Raw genomic sequence first — 23814 nt, 5'->3', positions numbered from 1 at the left:
GTTACCATTGCAATAAAACTCTTTGTGCCGAAAAACCCGGGCCAAAACTTAGCATTAAACCTTTTTCTCCTTTTTTCGGATTTCGGTTCATAATGTTCTCCAAAACATATAAAACAGTTGCACTCGACATATTGCCATATTCTTTTAGTACTTCTTTTGTATCGTCGATATTTTTATTTAATCCTGCGAAAAGTTCTTGAACCGTGGTTACAATCTTTTTTCCGCCGGGATGAAAAATCATGTGGTCAATATCTTTTATTTCTAAATTATTCTGTTTTAAAAACGGATGAATAATATCGCCAAAATGAGAAGCAATCGTATCTGGAACTTCTATATCAAGAACCATCTGCAATCCGCCGTTGGTTAGTTTGAAACCCATCATGTGTTCGGCATCATAAAAATGATACATCTGTTCGTCCAGAATTTCGGGACCATTATCACTTTCGCTTGACGATAATAAACAACAGGCAGCTCCATCTCCAAAAATGGCAGCACTGACAATATTCGGCATCGAAAAATCATTGAGTTGAAATGTTGCTGTCGGCGATTCTACTGCAATTACCGCAGCGCGTTTTCCTGGATTTGATTTTAGAAAATTCTTCGCATAAATAATTCCAGATATTCCTGCCGCACAGCCCATTTCGGTTACAGGAAGTCGAACAATATCTTGTCTTAATTTCATTTTATTAATAAGATACGCATCAAGCGACGGAATCATAATTCCGGTACAGCTTACGGTAATAATATAATCTAAACTCTCAGGATCCCAATCTGCTTTTTTGAGTGCTTTTTCCAGCACTTTTTCTCCTAAAACAATCATTTCGCGGCTGTAGATATCATTTTTTTCTTCGAATGAAGTGGCCGTAAAAACCTCTGAAGGTTCCATAATGGAATAGCGTTTATCTACAGAAGCGCCTTCAAAAATCTTTTTTACTTTTTTGACAAAACGTTCTTCCTGACCTTCAAGCCAGACTTCTACAAGCGGAAGTATTTCTTCGGTTGTACGGGAATATTGCGGAAGCTGCTTAACAGCTGTAACGATCTTTACACTCATATTTTTGTAATTATCCATTGGTAACGGAAAGCCCATTTCCAGTTGATGGAATAGTTTTTTAAATTTAATTTTTCTGAAAAATGCTCTAATTCCCTTTTTTTGAATCCTTTTAGAATAGAAATAAGTCCGTCGTTGCGAGACATGGTATTAAGATTGAAAACAACGCCAATTAGCTGAAATAATCTATAAGCGACTTTGCTGCGATGCAAATCATTTACAACAATTCCAATTGAAGCATTACTATTCAATGTTTGCATTAGATCGCTGATCTGATTTGTAGTAAAATGATGCAATGTCAGCGTACACAAGACAATATCGTATTTTAGCGATTTAAACTCTTCGCTAAAAATATCCAAACATATATATTCAACATTGGTAAAATCTGCTGAAAGTTTTCGGGCATAATCAATCGTAAAAGCATTAGCATCAATTCCGATTAATTGAAATTTAAGATTATGTTTTTTTCCATATTTGGCAAGCATTCGTAGCATATCGCCATTTCCGCATCCAATGTCGGCAATTGTAATCGTTTTAGAAGTATCGGTCTTTTTTAAAAGTTCTTTTATCCCATGAAGCGTCAGTTTATTTCCGCCTAGCAACTGATTTATTGAAGCAATCTGATCTAGCGCGCCAATAAGTTCTTCGCTTTGAAGCGAAAAATCATCCATCATTTCGATTTCTTCTGTTCTATATTTGGTATTTACACTCATTTATTCACTAGTTATGGGACGGCCGTGTGTTTGTTTTATAATAAGGGAAAGTAATGACGGAAGCGATGCCGCAACGGTCGTTAATACGTGAGTAAGGTTTTTATGTGTGAGCGCTTTGGCTAATAATCGACCAAAAAGCAATCTTTTACTAAAATGCTTTTTCCATTCTTTACTGTATTTTTTTTCGAAGTCATTTCTGGATTCGATTTTTCCGTAATAAAAATCCAAAACTATTTCAGAAGCAATTTTAGCACTGTGAATCGCCATTGCCATTCCGTTGCCGCACATCGGGTGAATTAATCCAGCGGTATCGCCAATCATTAAGATATGGTTTTCCACAGGCTCTTTTTTATCGAATGAAATTTGGCTGATCGTTAAAGGTTTTTCGAATATGGAAGTGCTGTTTTCAAAAATGGCCTTTAGTTTTTTGTTTTTATAAAGAACTGATTTTTGATACTCTTCAATGTTTTTATATTTTTTAAAAGTTTCAAAATCGGCGAGATAACAAATGTTTATAATGTCTTTTTCGACTTTTGAAACACCGCAATAACCGCCTTGAAAATTGTACAAACCGACAAGACTTTCGTCAAAGTTTCCTTTATAATGCCCTTTTACAGCCAGCCACGGAGATTTTTTAGAAATAAAATCTCTGGACAGCACTTGGTCAATATTGGATCTTTTGCCAAAAGCGCCTAAAACAATTTTTGCAGAAAGCATTTCCTCAGAAGTAGTAACGGTAAAAATGTCGTTTTCAAAAGAAATATTTGTCACGGTTTCTGTAATAATGGTACAGCCGTTTTCTACTGCTTTTTGAAATAAAAAATGATCCAATTCGTAACGGCTGACTCCAAAACCGCCTAACGGAAGTTTCGTTTTTGCTGTTTTACCGTTTTGCGCCGTAAATTCAAAGTTTGAAATGGCTGTTGGATGAAGTTTAGAAACATCTATATCCAGCCAGAATAAATAGGGAAGAATTTCATTTGAGATGTATTCTCCGCAAACTTTGTGTTTTGGAAAAGTATTTTTTTCGATAAGAACAACCTTCAATCCTTTTTTGGATAAGTGTAAAGCGCCTGCCAGACCAGCAAGTCCGCCTCCAATAATAAGTACATCCGGATTTGTTCTCATACTACCAATTTAGCTATAAATTTTGATATGCTTTTATTAAATTCGATAAGAAATTAACAAAATATCAATGTGTTGGAAGTAGAAGTTATGTGTTAGAGTTATGAGTTGTGAGTTGTGAGTTGTGAGTTATGGGTTATGGGTTATGGTTTATGAGTTATGAGTTGTGAGTTGTGAGTTGTGAGATTTGAGTTATGAATTATGAATTATGAGTTGTGAGGTACGAGTTATGAGTTATGAGGTATGAGTTATGAGGTATGAATTATGAATTATGAAATGCAAATGCAAATGATAAATTATGAGTTATGACGTTTAACTTAAGAATATAAAATTCGACTATATCTTTAAAACTCACAACTCACAACTCATAACTCATAACTCATAACTCATAAACCATAACCCATAACCCATAACCCATAACTCAATAATTTCTAACTTTCTATAGAAGCTTTTAGCATTAAATAATGCATATCGGTATTTTTTACAAAAGGTTTCAGAAGTTCGCTTCCTGGGCCAAAAGCAGCAAGTTCTACATAATCGCCAGAATGATCCATGCTGATCCAACCTACATTGTTATGCTTTTTCTGAATTTCTGAATAGGCTTTAAACGGAAGTTTTTTATAATTATACAATCCGCCTTCTTGTTTTTCGAGTCCAGAATAGAAGCCCAATAAATGTTTTGCTTCTTCGTCAGTCAGGCTTATTTTGTTGGTTTCAAAAATCCAGTCTTTAATCTGCTGTAAATTGAAATCGCTATGAATGGCATTTAAAACATATTCGTTTGTGTATTTATAATCAGCAATGCTTTTGAAATTCTTTACGGCATCTGCTCCATAAATAAGCCCTGGATTGGCATTGCCGTGATCTGTAGTAATAATAACAAGCGTTTCTTTGTCTTTTTCGGCAAAATCTATCGCTGCTTTAATAGCATCATCAAAAGCCAACTGATCGTGAAGCAATGCCGAAATATCATTGGCATGAGCCGCCCAATCTACTTTTCCGCCTTCAATCAGCAAAACAAAACCATTTTCATGATCTTTCATTTGGTTAATTGCGGCAGTACTCATTTCGGCAAGAGTCGGCGTATTTTGCAATTCGGCAATATTAGCTCGGTCAATAGAATAGGGAAGTGCGCCCGAAGAAAAAACACCAAGTGTTTTATTTCCTTTTTTTAAATTGTTTAAGTCAGCACCATTTTTTAGAATCTGATATCCTTTCTGTTCGTATTTGCTGTAAACATCTTTTTTATCTGCTCTTTTTGCTGAATTGAAAAATTCATCGCCACCGCCCATTAGAACATCAATTCCAAGATCGGCGTACATTTCTGCAATTTCAGGCTCTGCATTTCTGCTATCAGAATTCACACAGAAACCAGCAGGAGTGGCATGAGTAATGGTAACGGTAGTCACACAGCCCGCTTTTTTACCGGCATTTTTGAACTTTTGCCAGATCGGCAGGTATTTTTCTCCATTAGTACCAACGTTTAAAACACCATTTTTGACACGATGTCCGCCTCCAAACGATGAGCTGGCTGCTGCAGAATCGGTTACTGCAGAACTAGCTGAAGCAGTATCCATCAACGCTCTTGAAACTTTATTTTCGTCATAAAGCGTAATCCAGTTTCCGTTTTTACCTAGAATATACTGAGAATATAAATTTGCCATTTGTAGCGTGCCAGAACTCATTCCGTCGCTAACCATGAATATAATGTTTTTTGCCTTTTTGCTTTTTTTAGAAATATCTTCTGAATTATTTGCAAATAGAACTGACGGACCTAGAGTGAAAAGTCCGGTTAACGCGGTAGAGCCTTTTAAAAATTTACGCCTATTCATTTTTTGATTGTTTTTAATGCGACGCAAATTAAAAACATTTTCCTTATTAACGAAACTTTGTTGCATTAATTTATTGTTGTTTTTTTCTAAATTTGCAATCTGCTCCAATTCCGATATTGGAATGGGTTTTATTTAGCATCAAAAATAAATGACGATACAAGATTTAGTTGGAAAGTATTCCATTTCAGGAAGCAATCAGGACGAAAGTAATGAGATTACCTATCAAGGCATTTTGACCTTAGCTTTAGACAAAAACAACCGAATAAAAGCGGACTGGCTTATCAATTCGCATAAACAAAAAGGAACTGGTTTTTTTAAGGATAATATTCTGGTCATCAATTTTAATTACAAAGGAGACGACAATAAAACGTATAAAGGCGTTGCCGTTTACAGGTGTATCACAAAAGATATCCTTGACGGATTTTGGTCAGAAAAACACGGAAACCCGCTATATTTAGGAAGTGAATATTGTTTGAGAATGGAGACTACAGAGCGATTGAATTAATGAATTTTAAACACATAGAAACATAGAATTTACTTTTTTGAAATAAAGAAGATAAAAAGAAACTAGTTTCTAACACATAGTTTTGTGTCGAGTTAACTTTGTCAAAGCTTACAAAAACTATGTTTCTATGTGTTTAAATTTTATTTTTTGCTATCAATACAAGGCAATTGTAGAACATTTGCATTCAACGGCTGTTCTATTTTTCTTTCCAGTTTTTCAGCATTTACCGTGATGTAAATTTCCATAGAACCCGTTCCGACTTTTAGTCCGAGAATGTGCCCACCGTAAGCGTCAAATTTGTCGTCGGTTGCTACGCCGTGCATGTGTATAGAAGGTTTGTCGCCGCTCCAAGCAACAGAACCTGTTATACTTCCCATTTCGACTTTATTAAATGTTTTAGGATGAAATTTCTTTTCATTAAAATCATAAAAACCAAAAGTAGCATCTTGCGCAAAACCAATTCCCGTGAAATTCGCCGAAGGAATATTTTGTTCTTTAGCCAATTTTTCGATTAATTCTAAAACATTATCGCCTTCGCGAAGAACCATCAGAAAACCTTGAGCTGTTTTGGTATAACGGCATTTTTCTGCATCATTTTTCTGTGCGTGTGAAAGATTAAAAAACAGAAAAAATAGTAATAAAGTTGCGATTTTTTTTATCATAGTCTTTGTGTTTAATTTTTTTAACGCAGATAAAACAGATTAATCCTTAAAAAAATTCGTTTTAATCCGCGTCTTTACGAAGTAAATCCGCGTCATCAGCGTTCCAAACAATTAGAGAGTTCCTGGACCCTGAACCTGAATAATTCGATTATGATCTTTTTCATATTTTTCAGGATCAGAAGCGGCATATTCATTTTCTGGTTCTGGAATAGCGTGAATTTTAGAATCACTTATCGAAATCACAGCCGAACAAACGTAGATTCCGACTTTTCCTTCGTTGTATTTAAAATCCAGTAAAGTCAATTTTACTATATCATTTATAGAAAGTTCGTAGTAATTTCCATAACGGATTATTTTGAAATAAATCTGTTTTTCCTCGCCAATTTCAAACTGGTTCGTTTGTATGTTTTGAAAGATAAAATTGTTTTTTACATCTTTTTCATTAAATCCCCAAGCTCTAAACTGTACAAAACCGTTCATGAAATCAATCGAAATATAATAGCCAGTTCCTTCTTTATCACATTCAATTACAAAACCAGTTTTTCCCATTCCTTCAACAGAAAGCGTTCCTTCCCAGACAAAATCCATTGACGGTTTTTCAAAACAGTAAATTTCGTAACCGCTTCTGCATCCAAAACGCCATTTGTTTTCATTTTCCTGAAGAAATTCTGCTGTTGGATTTCCCAAAATCGGCATGGGCTGCGGCAGGTCTTTTTGCTGAATCGTTTTCTGATATAATTTTTCCCAGAAATAGTAACTTTTTAACCGAAGTCTTCCGCTTTTATCGGTATCTAGCTCTTTTGGTGGCGGAATCACGCGATGTGTATTTACATTTCCGTCTGCGAAATAAAAATTATAAACCAAATAATGTTTTCCTTCTTTTACCACTCTCGCCGCATAATTGCCCTGAGGCATTAAAACATTATTATGAAAAGCGCAATATTCTCCTCTAAATTCTGGAGCAGACCAATAGCGTACTTTAATATCTTCTCGAATAGAACCTAAAAGATAATGCGTGCCTTTAATTTCGAAAACGCACGGACATTCTACATCGTCATATACGTACGGAATATGAAGCGGTTTTTGCAACACAAAACCTTCTTTTTCTCTTTTGGCAACACCAATACAACCTCTGCGGTATGTTGGTCCAGAGGCACTTCGGGAACAGATTAGTAAATAATCGTCTCCTTTGTATTGGTATTTAAAAGGATCTCTAAAACTAATCCATTCTCTGGGATTATTGTTTTGTCCTTCATAGTGTGGCGCTTCACTTTTGAAAGGAAGTCCGTATAGATTTTCTTTTTTCCAAGTAATTAAATCGGTAGAAACTGCTCTTCCTACTTTTTGCTCAATTCCTTTATCCTGACGTTTCAAACCAGTATAATACATTTCATAACCTTCGCCATCCGATTTTTTGCTCACATGCATCGTCCATAACATGTCATCGTCCCATTCGCCTGGATCGCCAACAAATAAAGCGTTTTTGACCCTTTTCCATGAAAGACCATCTTTTGAAACCGCGTGCGCAATATAATCGTGATTGGGAATAATTAAATGAAATAAATGATGAATTCCTTTTTCATCTATAAATACATCAACATCTCCAATTTCCCAGTTGCTAAATCCTGAACCTGAATACATTTTATTATTTATTTTATGGGTTATTATTTTTTTTTCGCCACGAATTCACGAATTTTTGTGAATCGTGAATTTGTAAAAAGTTGATCTTTCCGCCACGAATTCACGAATTTTTAAAACTTTAAAAATTGGCAAAAATTCGTCTAATTCGTTTTTTTTAACTGGTACAGTATTTTGAAATAAAATTCGTGAATTCGCGGCTTTTAACCATCACAGCTGATTACTTAATAATTTTATAATGTTTTAAACCTTCTAAAATTCCTTCTGAAGCTGCTGTTTTAGCCACATAAATGCTTTTTGTGGTTTCGTAAGCCAAAAGTTCTGCGCTTCTGTTTCCGACAATAATTCCTTTTACAGGGCCTCTAAACATGTCGACATCATTTCCGGAATCTCCCGCCGCGACTACATTTCCTAGTGGAATAGACCATTTTCGGCATAAAAATTTAATCGCATTTCCTTTGGAAGCACGTTTTGGAATAAAATCTAAAAACTGACCGTGGCTCGGAATAATATTTATTTTATACCATTCTTTTCCTAAAACCTCAATTAATTCGTCGTGATCGTAATGTCCTGCTTCATAATAATACGAGATTTTATACGGATTTTGAGCTTCATCTTCTTGAAGTTTAATCCATTTTACGGCTTTTAATTTATTGACAATTTCTTCTCTTTTCCATCTTCCAGAAAGAAATTTTGCCCAGCCTTTATCTAAAATATAATCTTCTCCGTTGGTGTAATAAATCTCGGTTCCGACCGAACAAATAATAAAGTCGGGTAGAGGAAATTCTTCTTCATTGATGACTTTTTTGACTAATTCCAGATTTCGTCCAGATGCCATTGCAAAAGCCATTTTATCCGTACGATTGGTTAAATGCGTTTTTAATTCTTTTAGACCAGGATTAGAAAGTTTAGGTTCGATCAGAGTTCCGTCAATATCTGAAACCAATATATGATCGATTTTACGTTTTAATCGGCTGATATTGATGTTTGGATAATGCTGTTTTTTGATTCCCGCACCAGACGAAACAGATAAATTTTCTTTTACTAAATCAACATAATGATTTACGTGGCTGACCCAACTGTAATGTTTCTGAATATTAATGGCGCCGTTGTTCGAATAATATTTCCATTGATTTTCATCGGTTAGAATATTTCGAAGCGCTTTTTTAATCTGACTTTCTTCTTGCGGATTTACCAATTCTCCGTTCTGGCAAACCGGAATAATTTCTGAAGGTCCGCCGTTCTTGGTCACGACAACAGGAAGCCCCGAACTAGCCGATTCTATAACGGTCAAGCCGAAGTTTTCATGCAAAGCTAAATTCACAAAAACACCTCTTTTTTCTGCCGCATAACGATAGATAATCGAAACTTCATTTTCTACATCATGTTTCTTCGGAATAGCCATTTTTCCATACAGATCGTATTTGTCCATTAAAAGAAGCAAATCGGTTAATACGTTTTTTTCCGATTCAGGCATTTTTGCAATGTCTTTTCGAATTCCGGCAAAAATGACCAGATTGGCAATACTTTGCAATTCCTTATCTTTTCCATAAACGTCAATTAAAGTATGCAGATTTTTGTGTCTGTCTGGTCTCGAAAGTGCCAGAATAATAGGTTTGTGCGGATTGGTTAAAAATTTAGAAATAGTTTCGGCAACCCAATATTTTCGTTGCGCTTCTTCCATATGTTTATCCGAATCATTTTCCTGATAATAATACGGAACAAATTTTCGAGTATCGATTCCTGGAGAGATGGCGTGGTATTTTCCGAGTTCGAAATTTTTATAGGCTTTGTAGGTTTCAATTTCCTGTTCGGTAGAAGTAACAATAAATTCTGCGAGTTCTAAGGTTTTTTCTTCGGCAGCAATTCTAGTTTTAAACTTGAACTTTTTTTCGAGTTCTTCTTCTGTTTCTCCGCTTTCAATTAATTTTTTCTTTTTATAAAAACCTAAAGAATGTCCTGTATGAGCAAATGGAATATTTAAAACGGCTGATAATTCGGCTGCGGCATATCCCGCGTCACCATAATGCGAATGAATCCAATCGGGAAAAATGTTATGCTGTTTAATGTGCTGCATTGCGCCATTCACAAAAGTATCTAGTCCCTCCCAAAGCTGTTCTTTTGCTTTGTATTTTTTTCCTAAAAACGGAATTCTTCTAATATCTAGTTTATCGTTGATAACCTCTACAGGCACCGCATATTCTGGAGAAAGAGCGGGATCGTCTATTAATCGGGTAAAAAGATGCACATGTTCGACATCTTCGTGCTGGGATAAAAATTCGGCTAATTCGTAAATGTATTTGGTTTGGCCTCCGTTGTCGGCATCCCGTCCAATTTCTAGACCAGAACCCTTTAGAAGTCCGTGTATATTGATAAGTGAAATTCGTAATTTTTTCATCATTTTTTCTTGATTATTATGAAAATGCAAGTTACACCGCTCTGGTCGATTAGGAAGAAATAATTACACTTTAAATTTACATAGTTCCCATGTTTGAAGGTTAAAACTGATGATTATAGTGTAAATGTCATATCTACTAAAACATAGTGAATAATGAAATACTCACTTGACTCCAGCTTTAAATGGAGGTTTGAATTTCAATTATGAATGGCTTTAGCCAAAATTGCGATTGGCTAAAACCTTGTTGTTAAAAAAAAATATACATCCAAGCTAAAGCTGGAGGCAATTCATTAAAAAAATTATGAACCCGACAGTCCCGAAGCCTCGGGATTAAAACCTCTCGGATTTCATTGTAGATTTAGAATGTAAATTCAAAATGTAGAGTTTGATGTATATATTTAAAATGTATTTCTAATTTTTATTAATCAGATTTTCAATATCAAGAATTGAAATTTCAGGATTTCCGCCTGCCGATCCTGCAACCAACGCGCCTGTTGCGCAAGCAAAATTTAAAGCAGCTTGGGGTTCTTTTCCATTTAAAAGAGAGGTAATTAAAGCGCCTAGAAAAGAATCTCCTGCACCAACCGTGTCTTCAACTTTTACGGTATAACCTTCGTTTTCATACAAATGTTTGTCCCATAATAATAGCGCGCCATCTTTACCTCTTGTAACGCAGATTGCAGTAGCATTGGTTAAAGAGCAGATAAAATTCATGTTTTCTTCTAAAGTAGTATAAGGAGAATCGAAAGCGGCACTAATTTCAGTCAGTTCCTCATCATTAAATTTAATAAAATTAGCAGACTGCATTAGGTGTTGCAGTGTTTCGTAATCATAATGCGGTTTACGCAAATTGACATCAAAAACTTTATAGGTGTGTGTATGGAGCAGTTCCTCCAATGCCTCTCTCGACACTTCGTCTCTGCAAACCAAACTTCCATAGATTAAAACATCTGAGTTTACAACTAATTCTCTAGCTTCTTCGTTTAAGATAATTTTATCCCATGCAGACGGATAAAGTATTTCATACGTGGCCGATTTACTTTCGTCTAAGGTTACATTTACTAATCCTGTTGGGTAATCGTCAGATTTTAGAATCGTAGTGGTTTCTAAGCCTAATTTATTGACTTCGTTTATAATGGCTTTTCCTTCTTCATCATTTCCTACACAGCTAATCATATTAGAATCAACGTCTAGTGCTTTCATGCGAAGAGCCACATTCAAAGGCGCTCCTCCAATTTTTTTTTCATTATCAAAAATATCCCAAAGTACTTCTCCGAAAGCGACGGCTTTTAGTTTTTTGTCGTTACTCATTTTAATTTTTTACTTTTTTAAAACATTAAATCGGATCTCAGTGGTTTTCCGATTCATAAAAATAGAAAAGATTGACGGTTTATGCAACCCATTTTTTTTAATATACGATTCCTTAACTTACAAGTAATTAAAAATTAAGTAGTAAAATACTGAAATTTAATTGTTTATTTTCTTTGTAGAATCACGTTCAATAAGACTTGCTTTAATAATTTTCGTTTCAAAATCAGCCAGATCCTTACCTTCATTTTCAATCCTTTCAATTACTTTCTGAACGGCAATTTGTCCCATAAAAACACCATGCTGGCTAATGCAGGAAATAGAAGGTTTACAGTATTTGAACATTTCACTATTTGTAAAACCAATAACCGAAATGTCTTCAGGAATTTTATACCCTCTGTTTTGAGCAATCGTCATCGATTCTACAGTAGAATATTCTTCGAGACCGATAATGCCGTCAACCTTTTGATAGTCGAGCATCGTTTTTATTTCGGTTTCAAAATCATATTCCTTTTTGATTAAAGAAATCAGTTTTTTATTTACAGGAATGTTGTAGTCTTCGTGAGCTTTTAAATAGCCGTCTATTCGTAGTTTTACAATTCCAAGATAATCCAGAACTGTCACAATAGCAATGTTTTTACAGCCTGTTTTTATTAAATGCTCTGTCGCTTTGTAGGAGCAATTAAAATCGTCTACAATAATTTTATCAGCGTCAAGCGAATCAAAAACGCGATCAAACATGACAACTGGTCCGGCATTTTTAATGAAGTTTTCAATGTGAGAAACGTGCTGTTTTGATTGAGTTTCCTCGCAAAGTGAGATTAGTAATCCGTCGATAATTCCATTTTCTAAAAGATTGATAGAAGTAATTTCTTTTTCCAGTTTGCCATTAGAAATTATTGTAATCAGATTATAACCTTTTTCATTGGCAGCCTGTTCCATTCCGTTGAAAATCTGAACAAAAAAATGATTCAGAATCGTAGGCATTATAACACCAATTGTTTTAGTCTTTTTATGGAGCAAACTTAAAGCAATGCTATTGGGTTTGTAATTATGAAGTTGTGCGTAATTTTTAATCTTATTTTTTGTGGCCGTACTAATGTCATGACTGTCGTTCAGGGCTTTAGAAACCGTTGCAATGGAAGTATTAAACTCTTTTGCAATTTGTTTGAGAGTAATTTTTTTATTCATTTTTTGGTATTCTTTGGAAAATGAAATCGACAGTATTTTTTGTTTTTAATTGACGAATATACAATATAATTTAAGTTGATTTATGAATTGTGTTTTTGAATTTATAAAAAATATTATATATATAAAATTGTAATCAATTTCCTTAATTATAAAAAAATCTCAAAAAATCTACTTAAACCTTTAAGTAAAATTTCGCTAAAAATTTCAATCTGTTTTGATGCCTTGAATTTGCTGCTTTTTTTCAATTACTGTTTTCAATTTTGAAGAATTAAGATTTTTTCGATTTGGAGTTTAATGAAGTTAAAAATTAAACTATTCCTATTTCACGTCTATATATTTGAACTATTAACAAAAAAAAGACCAAAAAATCCAAATTTAAAAAACCAGCGTTTATGAAAAATTACTTATTCAAAATGGTCATGTCCGTTTTCCTCTTGATGACGGCACATTCATTTTCACAAAATGTATCTGGAGTAGTGACCTCAAATACAGGTCCGTTGCCAGGAGTAGATTTGAAAATTAAAGGAAGCAATATAGGAACAACTTCAGATTTTGATGGAAAGTTCTCTATTTCTTTAGCTTCAGAAACAGCAATTTTAATAGTGAGTTATTTAGGATATGAAACGAAAGAAGTTGCATTAAAAAGAAATCAAAATATCACGATTACGTTAAACGAAAGCATGAACAATTTAGATCAGGTTGTAGTTGTAGGATACGGGCAAACGCAAAACAAAAAAGCGGTTTCGACAGCGGTAGGAGTTGTAAATGCGGCTCAGATTTCAGAATTGGCCGTAGCCCGTCCAGAAGCCGCTTTGCAAGGAACAACGCCTGGAGTTACGGTAGTTCAGACTTCGGGTTCTCCTGGCGCGCCACTTACGGTTCGTTTACGTGGAGCTTCTTCGGTTGGAGCGTCTGCACCATTATATTTAGTTGACGGGCAACAAGTTCCTAATCTGAATTTCCTTAATCCCGATGATATTAAAAGTATGAACGTTTTAAAAGATGCGGCATCAGCGGCGATTTATGGAGCGCGTGGAGGAAACGGAGTAATTTTAGTTGAAACCAAAACCGGAAGACGTAATCAGGCTAAACCGAAAGTTACAATTGATACCTATACGGGTTTTCAATCTCTTGGAAATAAACCAGATTTAATGAACAAAGACGCTTATGTTTCTTATTTAAATGATTTTAGAACTAAAAATCCAGGGAACGGAAATGTATTTACGCCGACGGAAATTGCCAAATTACCAAATACAGATTGGTACGGAGAATTGTTTGAAACAACTCCAGTTACGAGTTTGAGCACTTCTATTTCTGGTGGCGGAGAAAATTTCTCGTACATTATTTCAGGCGGACTTTTTGACCAGAAAGGTATGGTTGGCGGAAATGAAGGCAAATCGCAATACACGAGAAAAAATATTAAACTAAATTTTGAAACCGATCTTACAGCAAATTTTAATTTAAATGTCGGAATCAATTTGGTTGATGTAGAAAGAGATTATCTTTTTGAAAACCAATCGGGAACGGGAATTTCTATTATGAATTTTGTGAATTCTATTCCGGCCATTTATCCTGCTTTTGATCCAGAAGATCCTTCAGTTCCTTTTGGAATGGGAAATCAGCAGGGAGTTGTCGTTAATGGAGTTTCGTTGCCAACTGTTGGTGCTGTTGCCAATCCGTTTTTAGCTTTGATTATTACCAATAATAAATCGGTTTCAGATATTACGTCGGCGAATATTAAAGGAACTTGGAAAGTATTTAAAGATTTTAAAATCACAGGAACTTATTTCCACTATAAAGACAATACGTTTGACAAACAATTTACACCAACTTTTGATTTTTCTGATCAAGGTTACGTAAATACAAATGCGACATTGAGAGAAACAGTTTATTCGAACAAAATGACGCAGTTTGACTTAAACGGTTCGTATAAATTCTCCAATTTAGGAAGTCATAATTTAGATGTTTTGGCTGGAATGTCGGTTTATGAAACGTCTTTTGCAACGAGTTCAAGAAATGGAGTTGGCTTTTTCACGAATGATTTTGAATCGACCAATTTTGCTACAATCCGTAATCCGTCGGGAATTACTTCTGCTGTTCCTTATGCTTTTGATACGGCTTTGGTTGGATTTTATGGAAAAGTAAATTACGATTACGCGCATAAATACTTATTGTCAGGAACTTTAAGAGCAGATTCTTCTTCCAATTTCGGATCAAATAATAGAACAGGAGTTTTTCCTTCTGTTTCTGGAGGTTGGGTTATTTCTGAAGAAAGTTTCTTAAACGATTCTAAACTAATTAATCTTTTAAAACTTCGCGCAAGCTGGGGTATTAACGGAAGTGATAATATTAATCCGTTTCAATATTCAGCAGTGTTGAATTCAGGTTCAGGAACCAATTTTGGAGGAGAAAATGTTTCGGGTTTAACGCCTGCGTTTCTACCTAATCCAGATGTAAAATGGGAAGAAGTCGCACAAACGAATTTTGGTTTAGATATTAATGCTTTCAATAATTCGTTCGGTTTGACATTCGATTATTATATCAAAAAAACAAGCGATATGCTAATTCCGATCGGAGTTCCACTTTTCTCCGGATATCCTGCGCCTGCAACCAATATTGCCGATATGGAAAATAAAGGTTATGAATTATTGCTTTCGTACAGAAAAAAATATGGAAACGGATTTTCTTGGGATATCTCGGCAAATCTGGCTCAGAACAAAAATAAAGTGACCAGTTTAGGAAATAACGGACAGCCGTTAACCGGCGGAACAGGAACTTTTGTCTTCAATGATCCCATTACATTAACGACAGTTGGACATTCAATTGCAGGATTTTACGGTTATCAAATAGAATCTATTGATGGAGATGGAAATTTAGTTTATAAAGACAATGACGGAGTTGCCGGAATTACAGCAGCTGATAAAACCTATATCGGAAGTGCTCTTCCTGATTTTACTTATGGAGTGAATTTGGGAGCGGCTTACAAAAACTTCGATTTCAATGCTTTTTTATACGGTTCTGAAGGAAATGATATCTATGACGCGACGATTAGAACAGATGCGGGTTATTCGAACAGAAAAGATTCTTATTCTTCAAATGGCTTAAAAAACACTTTAGGTTTTGGTTTGACAGATTCTCAGGTTTCAGATTTTTATGTAAAAGACGGCTCATTCTTAAAACTAAAAACACTGACTTTAGGTTACAGTCTTCCATTGAGTTTAACAGACAAACTAAAAATCGACAAATTCAGAATCTATGTTACGGGTCAGAATTTATGGGTAAGTACCAAGTATGACGGAACCGATCCTGAGATTGGAGAATCTGGAGCCAATAATTCTCTGGATATGGGAATAGACAGAGGATTTTATCCACAGGCAAGAACCATTTTGGTAGGATTACAAGTTAAGTTTTAATTTAAAAATACTTTCGTTATGAAAATTATATATATAAAAAACAGTGTATTGGCATTTTCTATGTTATTGATGCTCAACAGCTGTTCTGAAGATTTCCTGACCATTGAACCAACCACTCAACTGACTGCAGATGCCATTCAGACCGATTCAGATTTTGAAGCTTTAGTAAATGCTGCTTACGATCCGTTGCGATGGCAGGTCGACGGCGCGGCGACGAGACATATGTATCCGGTTATGTTTCAGGATATGCGAGCAGACAATGTAGTTTCGCAATGGGCAACGTTTTGGGTTGCGGGTCAGGCTTTTGATAAAAATCCGATTCAGGCCAATAATCCGAGTGTGGAAGGAATGTGGAAAAAATGGTACACAATGATTTCCAGAGCTAATACCGCAATCGGAATTATTAGCGAAACTGAAAAAATAAAAGATGAAGCCTATAAAAATCAGTTAATCGCGCAAGCCAAATTTCTACGCGGATTTGCTTATTTCGAGTTGGTAAAACACTTTGGAGGTGTTCCGTTAATTACAGAATATATTAAAGATGCTTCTTATAATTTTAAAAAACCTAAAGCTACAGCCGCAGAAGTTTATGCGCAAATAGAGAAAGATTTATTGGAAGCGGCGCAAGTTTTACCGACAGTTGCAGCAAAGAAAGGAAGAACTACAAAAGGCGCCGCGTATGCCGTTTTAGCGAAAGCAAATTTATATCAGAAAGATTACAATGAAACGGTAAAATACTGCGAACAAGTAATAAGTTTAGGTTATTCATTAGAAGAAAAATTTGAAGACAACTGGGACTTAAACAACGAATACGGAAAAGAATCGATTCTTGAAATTGGTTACATCAGCGGCTCTTTATACAATAATTTTGAAGGAAATGCGAGTTATTCTAATCAGGGTTCGTCTACACATCAAATGTTTGGTTTTCTGTTTAATAGTTCGGTTGGAAACAGTGCTTTCGGAAATAGTGTGCCAAGACAGGAATTAATTGATTTTTATGACAATTCTGATCGAAGAAAAGAGTATACTTTTATTACGCCACAAACTATTGTACGAGGCGGACGAGGAGCAATTTCGTGCAATTGCAGCACAAATCCTGATGGTTCAGTCAATTTTGCGACTGAAGGACAATGGGTTTTCGGGACAGATACCTACAATTATTTCTGGCCAACAGGTACGGCGGCTTTTAAATCTAAAGCGAGTATGTATAAATATTGGATTCCGCCTGCGGTTCAGGATGCACTTCAAAATTATGCCGATTCTCCATTAAATGAAAAAATAATTCGTTACGCTGATGTTTTGTTAATGCACGCCGAAGCCAGATTAATGGGAGGAAATGGCGTTTTAAGCGGAGCAAGTTCATTTCAGTTAGTTACAGAAAGGGCATACGGAGCAGGAAATCCGAAAATACCAGCTTACAATTTGCAAGGTGTTAAAGACGAAAGAAGAAGAGAGCTAGCCACAGAAGGCTGGGACAGATACACCGATTTAGTACGTTGGGGAGATGCAAAAGCGGCTCTCGAAGCTGTTGGAAAAGTATTTATGGTAGGAAGAGACGAGTTATTACCAATTCCAGCATCAGAAATTCAGCAAGTTGGAGTGACAGTATTAATTCAAAACCCAGGATATTAATGAGTAGTTTATAGTTAAGTTATGTTAGCCTGAAGTTGGGCTGTGTAAAAAGCAGCCCATTTTCTTATTTAACTTGATTAATTTAAACACATAGAAACATAGAATTTTAAAAATCAATGTTAGAGTTTTTCTTAAAAAATCAAGATTTTTTTCACATAGGCTATGTGTTTTATTTTAAGTGAAACGACTTTTTATTCGCACTTTAAAACTATGTTTCTATGTGTTTAATTTTAATTGCATTCAAATTGGTTATTAATTTCTAATTTAACAGCAAAGAGCGTTTTGCATAAAACCTTGCGTCCTTGCGGTTAAAAAATCCAAAAACAACTTTAATATTAAATGAAAAAATCAATATTTGCCGCTTTTGTAGTTTCTTTAGGAGGATTTTTGTTTGGTTTTGACGCGGGAATTATTTCCGGAGTAATGTCGTACGCAGGACCAGAATTCAATTTAAATGATTTTCAGACCGGTTGGGTGGTAAGTTCGCCCTCTTTTACTGCCATGTTTGCCATGCTCATTTCCGGACGATTAAGCGATATAATCGGAAGAAAAAAACTGCTTATTCTCGCCGCATTTTTATACGCAGCGTCTATCGTTTTATCGGCTTATAGTTTTTCTTATGAAATGCTCTATATCGCCAGAATGATTGGCGGAATCGCATTCGGAATTGCACTCGTAATCGCACCAACTTATATAGCCGAAGTTTCTTTGGCAGAAAACAGAGGGAAATTAGTCTCTATTCAGCAGCTCAATATTGTGTTGGGGTTCTTTGCTGCTTTTTTGAGCAATTATTACTTCAATTATTTGCACACTTCTGGTCAGACTAGTTTTTTAACAGAAGAAAATGTCTGGCGCTGGATGCTTGGAATAGTGATTATTCCGTCAGTTGTATATTACATCTTTTTGTTTTTTGTGCCTGAAAGTCCACGTTGGCTTTTCACTCAGAAAAGAGATATTGAAGCCGAAAAAGTTTTGATTTCCATGCATGGAGAAGAAAAAGCAGAATTGGAAATGAAATCAATAATTGAAAGTTTAAAAGAAGAAAATCAAAATAGTGAAAAACCAAAAATAAAAGATCTTTTTAAACCTTCGCTAAAATTCGTTTTTACAGTCGGATTGGTTATCGGCGTTTTACAGCAAATTACGGGAATTAATGCCATTTATTTTTATGCCACTTCGATTTTCAAACAAACCGGAATTGGGAACGATGCTTCTTTTTCGTCGGGCGTTTTATTGAGTTTTATTACCGTTGCCTTTACAATTGTGGCCATGTTTTTAATTGATAAAATGGGACGACGCCCTTTATTGTTATTTGGCGTTGCTGGAATTGCCATCAGTATGACTTTGTGCGCATACGGATTTAAAGAAGCTAAATATCAGTTAACTTTAGAAAAAATAACCCTTTTAGAAACATCAATAGCTCAAAAATTAAATCCAATTGCAGGGAAAATTTATGATACTGATGTTGATTTTAAAAAAGAAATGAAATCTACTTTAGGAGAGCAGACCTATGCCAAAAATGAAGGGACGATTCTAGAAATGGCGACGCAGATGAATGCCGTTCTGGTCTTGGTTGGCGTAATGGGATTTATTGCTTGTTTTGCTTTTTCGCTTGGCCCTGTTATGTGGGTTTTGCTTTCCGAATTATTTCCAAACCGTTATCGCGGTCTTGCCATTGGTGTAATTGGTTTTGTAAACGGATTGGTGAGCTGGGTCGTACAGCAGGTTTTTCCGTGGGAATTATCCAATTTAGGAAATGCTGTAACCTTTTCTATTTTTGGTGGAATTGCTTTTATCGGTTTTTACATTTTATATAAAATACTTCCTGAAACCAAAGGGAAATCGTTGGAACAAATAGAACGTGATTTCGTAAAACAAGAAATATGATTCAGAACCCAATTTTAAAAGGTTTTAATCCTGATCCTTCCATTTGTCGTGTTGGAGATGATTATTACATCGCAACTTCAACATTTGAATGGTTTCCGGGCGTACAGATTCATCATTCTAAAGATTTAAAAAACTGGAAAGTGATTGCACATCCGCTCAATCGGCTTTCGCAGTTGGATATGAAAGGAGTTCCCGATTCTTGCGGCGTTTGGGCGCCTTGTTTATCGTATAAAAACGGAATTTTTTATCTGGTTTACACTAATGTAAAATCTTTTGACGGAGTTTGGAAAGACACGCCGAATTATGTTGTAACAGCACAAGATATTTTAGGAGATTGGAGTGATCCCGTTTATTTGACTTCAGCAGGTTTTGACGGTTCTTTTTTTCATGATGAAGATGGAAAAACCTGGTATACGAATATGCTTGTAGATCATAGAAAAGGAAAGTTTTTTGGCGGAATCGAACTTCAGGAATATGACACCGAACAACAAAAACTTGTTGGCGAAATCTTTTACCTGACTTCTGGAACCGATTTAGGATGTACCGAAGGTCCGCATCTCTATAAAAGAAACGATTATTATTACTTAATTCTCGCCGAAGGAGGAACAGAATACGGTCACGCTGAAACGGTTATGCGATCTAAAAAGATTTCGGGACCTTATGAATCGCATCCCGAAAATCCAATTTTAACGGCCAGAAATACTCCCGAATATGAGTTGCAGAAAGCGGGTCACGCCTCCTTTATCGAAACTCAAAATGGAGATTGGTATGTTACTTTTTTAGTCAGCCGACCTTTGACAGAACAGGGAAGGTGCATTTTAGGAAGAGAAACCGCAATTGAAGAAATTATATGGAAAGACGATTGGCCTTATTTGAAATCGGGTTCAAGTTTGCCAAGATTAGAAATTCCGTCACCGGATTTAAAAGAAGTTTTTGTTGAAGAAAATCCAGAAAGAGAAAATTTTGATTCTGATAAATTGCCGATTGATTTTCAAACCTTAAGAATTCCACAATCTGAAGAATGGATTTCACTTACTGAACGTCCGGGTTTTTTACGATTAAAAGGTAAAGAATCGCTGACTTCTACGCATACGCAGGCTTTGGTTGCAAGACGTTTACAGCATTTTAATGTACAAATTACAACTTCTGTTTATTTTGAGCCAACTAAGTTTCAGCATTTGGCGGGTTTGGTTTTGTATTACAACACAGGGCATTATCATTATTTTCATGTTACAAAAAATAAAAATGAAAAGATTCTTTCAATTGTCAGCTGTTGTAATTATACCATAATTGAACAAAAAGAAATTGCGGTTGTGACAGGAATTGAAGAAGTTTTATTAAGAGCTGAAGTCAATCGTGATGAACTGCAATTTAGCTTTAGCAACAATAAAAAAGATTTTGCTGTAATTGGCGAAAAACTGGATATGAGTATCTTGTCTGACGATTATGTTCGAGACGAAAGCGAACGTTATCGACCAGCATTTACTGGCTGTTTGATCGGATTGTGCTGTCAGGATTTGGCAACGAATTCAGTTCACGCTGATTTTGAATGGTTTGAGTATAGAATTTTAGATTGTTGATTTTAGATTTTAAATTTTTTTTTGAGAAGATAGAAAATAGAATAAAGAAAATAGACTATGGGATTAAGATATATTTTGATTGTTGGATTTTGTTTTTTGATGTTGAACTGCAAACAGAATTCTACTAACGAAAAAGCAAAACTTGCTGAAAAAAAAGAACTAAAACGAGCCAAATTTGAACCTGAAGATGGCGAAGTTATTCTATTTATTGGTCAGGAAAACGACGCTTTAGGCGGAACGGAAAAGGATAAAAATGGTTATTTTGATCATTTTCCCGCTCCAGGCGGATTCACGATGTATACTGATATTATGCCAGGCGTTACAGAAGAATTTGACGGACATTCGTTTACTTACACAGGCTTAGACGGAATTTACGAAACAGCAGATTGGGGCGACGGCCCAGAAAATATGTCTTTACAGCTTCATGATGCCGATTTTAAAAATTCAGCTTTGGCTATTGGTCTGGCGATAATTGACAGCGAAGAAAAAATTGCGAGTGGCAAACTAGATTCGTATATTCTAAAAATGGGGGATTTCTTTAAAAGCTTAGGAAAACGTCCTGTTTTTCTTCGAATCGGATTTGAATTTGATGGACCTTGGAATCGTTATGAAAGAGAAGCTTACATAAAAGCTTTCAGGCGAATTAAAGACAAACTCGACGACCAAGGCGTGACGAATGTGGCTTATGTCTGGCAGTCTAAAGGATTTGAAAGCACTTTAGAATATCTGAGTGAATGGTATCCTGGCGACGATTATGTAGATTGGTGCGGTTTTTCTTTCTTCAATAATTACAAACAGGAAAATATGATCGCTTTCGCGAAAGCAAAAAACAAACCCGTTTTTATTTGTGAAGCAGCACCAACTTCTACCGATTGGAAAAAAGATCCAAAAGGCAATACGGGATTAACAAAAGAAATGATTTTGTCCAATCCTAAACAGGCAAAAATGGCTTGGGAAGAATGGTTTGTTCCGTTTTTTAAAGTCATAAATGAAAATCCGAAGACGGTAAAAGCAATCAGTTATATTAATGCCAATTGGAAGGATAAACCGAGATGGAAAGTCAATCCGACTTTTAAAGGAATCGATTCCAGATTACAGCTGAGCGATTTCATCACCAAAAAATGGAATGAAGAAATAGGAAAAGATAAATATCTGAAAGCATCCCCAGAGCTTTTTGATAAATTATATAATTAAATTTTATTACAAATTCCACGATCAGCTTTAAAAAGAGAAAGCGCAAAAATCTTTATGATTTTGCGCTTTTTTATTCTGTATGAAATTGTTTATTACATCTCCAATTGCACTTCAAATTTCCCAACATAAGGATTCTCCGCCATTTGAGAATGTCCAATGATTAAAAGATAATTTCCTTTCTGGTCTAATTTTTTTTCTACATCCATACCAAATGGCCCATCTGAGGATTTATCCGGTGCAATGATTTGATTAAAGCGAATGTTTCCGCCTTCAGGAAGTATGATTTTTGCTTTGAGGTTTGCAGAATTTTCGTTTTTAAATTTGATGTAAACTTTAGAAGTGGCAGAATTCAAATTTCCTTCAGCTATAAAAAGTCCTTTCTCATTTTTTACATTCATGACAATGGTATCGCCAGTTTGGATGTTCTTTTCGACAACCGGTTCTTTATCTGCGACTTTTATTTGCTGCGTGGTATCTTGTGCAATTTCCGAAGAAGAAGTTTCGTTGCCGTTTTCTTTTTTTCCGCACGAAAAGCAGAGAATACAAAAAAGAATAATTACCAGATTTTTCATGATTGTTTTTTTAGTGTAAAAGCAAATTTACTTTCTTTCTGCGTACTCTTATTACATAATAATGATAAGAATTTGTATTTAAGAGTTGTAAATTTCTATTTTTCATTTCACTACAAATTTTTCCTGACTCATTACAAAATGTAAATTTTCGCGTTTATTTTATAAAAATAATAAATTTCAATCTCCTAAATTTGGTCATAATGCAAAAATAAAACGGCCATGGAAATCAATTTAATTACAGACTCAATTTGGGAGAATAAAAGAAAAAATTCCTTTTGGGAAAAACTATTCAGAAGGAATAAACCAATTGAAAAAGAACTAAGTACACCAGAAATTATAAATAAAAATTGTGAGGGGTTACAATTTGGAACTCATAACATTAAATCGTTTTTGTTTTCTACGGATATGGCGCTTATCGAAAACAACGATGCCGATGCAATTTTGGCAGTTTATCCTTTTCCGCCTTCACCCAAAATCATCAAAACACTGATTGATTTTGCAGGAAAACCAATTGTTTGCGGTGTTGGAGGTGGGAAAACAAAAGGCAAAAAATCTTTAGAAATGGCTGTTTATGCAGAAGAGGCCGGTGCGGCAGGAATTATTGTAAATGTTCCGTTTGAAAATAAGGATATTAAAAAAATCAGAGAGAAAGTGGCAATTCCAATCATATCAACGGTTACTACTTCTGATTATAAATTTTTAAAAGAAAGAATAGAAGCAGGAGTAAATATTTTCCATGTTTCAGGCGGAGGGAACACAAATGAAATTGTAAAGGAAATAACAGTTCAATTTCCTAATTTTCCTGTAATGGCAACGGGCGGTAAAAATTTGGAAAGTATAGAAGAGTCGATAAACTCTGGATCAAAAGCGATTGTACTTTCGCCGCCATCCAATAAAGATTTATTTAAAACTGTAATGGAAAAGTATCGAAAGACTTTTGGTTGATTTTTAAGATTCTAAGGTTCTGAGATGCTAAGATTAAACATTAGTCCAAGGTTTCAACTTTGGATACATAAAGGGAATTTCTTCTGTCTGTGTACCCAAGGTTGAAACCTTGGGCTATGTTTGGATTGGAAGATGTAATTAAATTGATATAAGCTTCAACGGAAACAT

At 35.2% G+C, this 23814-nt stretch carries 17 protein-coding genes; 7 read left to right on the top strand and 10 right to left on the bottom strand.

Going from position 1 to position 23814, the window contains the following annotated elements; all coding sequences use genetic code 11:
• Position 1: 1 nt before the first annotated feature.
• The 4 genes from EG814_RS19285 to EG814_RS19270 form a co-directional block, all read right to left on the bottom strand.
• On the bottom strand, positions 2 to 1054 hold the full coding sequence (locus EG814_RS19285) for a type III polyketide synthase (RefSeq protein ID WP_125723510.1): 1053 nt from the start codon (positions 1052 to 1054) through the stop codon (positions 2 to 4).
• The gene (locus tag EG814_RS19280) at positions 1051 to 1764 is read right to left on the bottom strand and encodes a methyltransferase domain-containing protein (protein WP_125723509.1); all 714 of its coding nucleotides are present in this window, start codon (positions 1762 to 1764) and stop codon (positions 1051 to 1053) included. The genes EG814_RS19285 and EG814_RS19280 overlap by 4 nt, the downstream gene beginning before the upstream one ends.
• Entirely contained in the window at positions 1765 to 2892 is a 1128-nt protein-coding gene (locus EG814_RS19275; protein ID WP_125723508.1) for an NAD(P)/FAD-dependent oxidoreductase, read from the bottom strand.
• Between the two features lie 428 nt (positions 2893 to 3320).
• Complete coding sequence (locus EG814_RS19270) at positions 3321 to 4721, bottom strand: alkaline phosphatase (RefSeq protein WP_125723507.1); 1401 nt, start codon at positions 4719 to 4721, stop codon at positions 3321 to 3323.
• Positions 4722 to 4869: 148 nt separating this feature from the next.
• On the opposite strand from EG814_RS19270, the gene EG814_RS19265 reads away from it, so the two are divergent.
• Entirely contained in the window at positions 4870 to 5226 is a 357-nt protein-coding gene (locus EG814_RS19265) for a hypothetical protein (RefSeq protein ID WP_125723506.1), read from the top strand.
• Between the two features lie 140 nt (positions 5227 to 5366).
• On the opposite strand, the gene EG814_RS19260 is transcribed toward EG814_RS19265, so the two are convergent.
• From EG814_RS19260 to EG814_RS19240, 5 genes are all read right to left on the bottom strand, one after another.
• Positions 5367 to 5888 (bottom strand): PPC domain-containing DNA-binding protein, encoded by a 522-nt coding sequence (locus EG814_RS19260; protein ID WP_206430324.1) that lies wholly within the window; start codon positions 5886 to 5888, stop codon positions 5367 to 5369.
• 111 nt (positions 5889 to 5999) lie between these two features.
• On the bottom strand, positions 6000 to 7529 hold the full coding sequence (locus tag EG814_RS19255; protein WP_125723505.1) for a glycoside hydrolase family protein: 1530 nt from the start codon (positions 7527 to 7529) through the stop codon (positions 6000 to 6002).
• Positions 7530 to 7746: 217 nt separating this feature from the next.
• Entirely contained in the window at positions 7747 to 9927 is a 2181-nt protein-coding gene (locus tag EG814_RS19250) for an HAD-IIB family hydrolase (RefSeq protein WP_125723504.1), read from the bottom strand.
• 408 nt (positions 9928 to 10335) lie between these two features.
• On the bottom strand, positions 10336 to 11235 hold the full coding sequence (locus EG814_RS19245; protein ID WP_125723503.1) for a carbohydrate kinase family protein: 900 nt from the start codon (positions 11233 to 11235) through the stop codon (positions 10336 to 10338).
• 156 nt (positions 11236 to 11391) lie between these two features.
• Positions 11392 to 12423, bottom strand: a complete 1032-nt coding sequence (locus EG814_RS19240; RefSeq protein WP_125723502.1) for a LacI family DNA-binding transcriptional regulator — start codon at positions 12421 to 12423, stop codon at positions 11392 to 11394.
• A 392-nt stretch (positions 12424 to 12815) separates the two neighbouring features.
• Between EG814_RS19240 and EG814_RS19235 the strand changes: the two genes are divergently transcribed.
• The 5 genes from EG814_RS19235 (at position 12816) to EG814_RS19215 (ending at position 22129) form a co-directional block, all read left to right on the top strand.
• On the top strand, positions 12816 to 15836 hold the full coding sequence (locus tag EG814_RS19235; protein ID WP_125723501.1) for a SusC/RagA family TonB-linked outer membrane protein: 3021 nt from the start codon (positions 12816 to 12818) through the stop codon (positions 15834 to 15836).
• Positions 15837 to 15854: 18 nt separating this feature from the next.
• Positions 15855 to 17468 (top strand): RagB/SusD family nutrient uptake outer membrane protein, encoded by a 1614-nt coding sequence (locus EG814_RS19230; RefSeq protein ID WP_125723500.1) that lies wholly within the window; start codon positions 15855 to 15857, stop codon positions 17466 to 17468.
• A 339-nt stretch (positions 17469 to 17807) separates the two neighbouring features.
• A complete protein-coding gene (locus tag EG814_RS19225) occupies positions 17808 to 19355 on the top strand; it encodes a sugar porter family MFS transporter (protein ID WP_125723499.1) in 1548 nt (515 codons plus the stop codon).
• The gene (locus tag EG814_RS19220) at positions 19352 to 20935 is read left to right on the top strand and encodes a glycoside hydrolase family 43 protein (protein ID WP_125723498.1); all 1584 of its coding nucleotides are present in this window, start codon (positions 19352 to 19354) and stop codon (positions 20933 to 20935) included. Before EG814_RS19225 ends, EG814_RS19220 begins: the two co-directional genes overlap by 4 nt.
• A 57-nt stretch (positions 20936 to 20992) precedes the next feature.
• The gene (locus tag EG814_RS19215) at positions 20993 to 22129 is read left to right on the top strand and encodes a glycoside hydrolase family 26 protein (protein WP_125723497.1); all 1137 of its coding nucleotides are present in this window, start codon (positions 20993 to 20995) and stop codon (positions 22127 to 22129) included.
• 92 nt (positions 22130 to 22221) lie between these two features.
• Here the strand turns inward: EG814_RS19215 and EG814_RS19210 are convergent, their stop codons facing one another.
• Positions 22222 to 22701, bottom strand: coding sequence for a hypothetical protein (locus EG814_RS19210; protein WP_125723496.1), 480 nt, complete (start codon positions 22699 to 22701; stop codon positions 22222 to 22224).
• 219 nt (positions 22702 to 22920) lie between these two features.
• On the opposite strand from EG814_RS19210, the gene EG814_RS19205 reads away from it, so the two are divergent.
• Positions 22921 to 23646 carry a beta/alpha barrel domain-containing protein gene (locus EG814_RS19205; RefSeq protein ID WP_125723495.1) on the top strand — a complete coding sequence of 242 codons (726 nt, stop codon included), beginning with the start codon at positions 22921 to 22923 and terminating at the stop codon, positions 23644 to 23646.
• Positions 23647 to 23814 lie beyond the last annotated feature (168 nt).

This window comes from Flavobacterium ustbae (genome assembly GCF_003946915.1).
Lineage (GTDB): Bacteria > Bacteroidota > Bacteroidia > Flavobacteriales > Flavobacteriaceae > Flavobacterium > Flavobacterium ustbae.
This window is presented reverse-complemented; position numbering and strand designations above follow the sequence as displayed.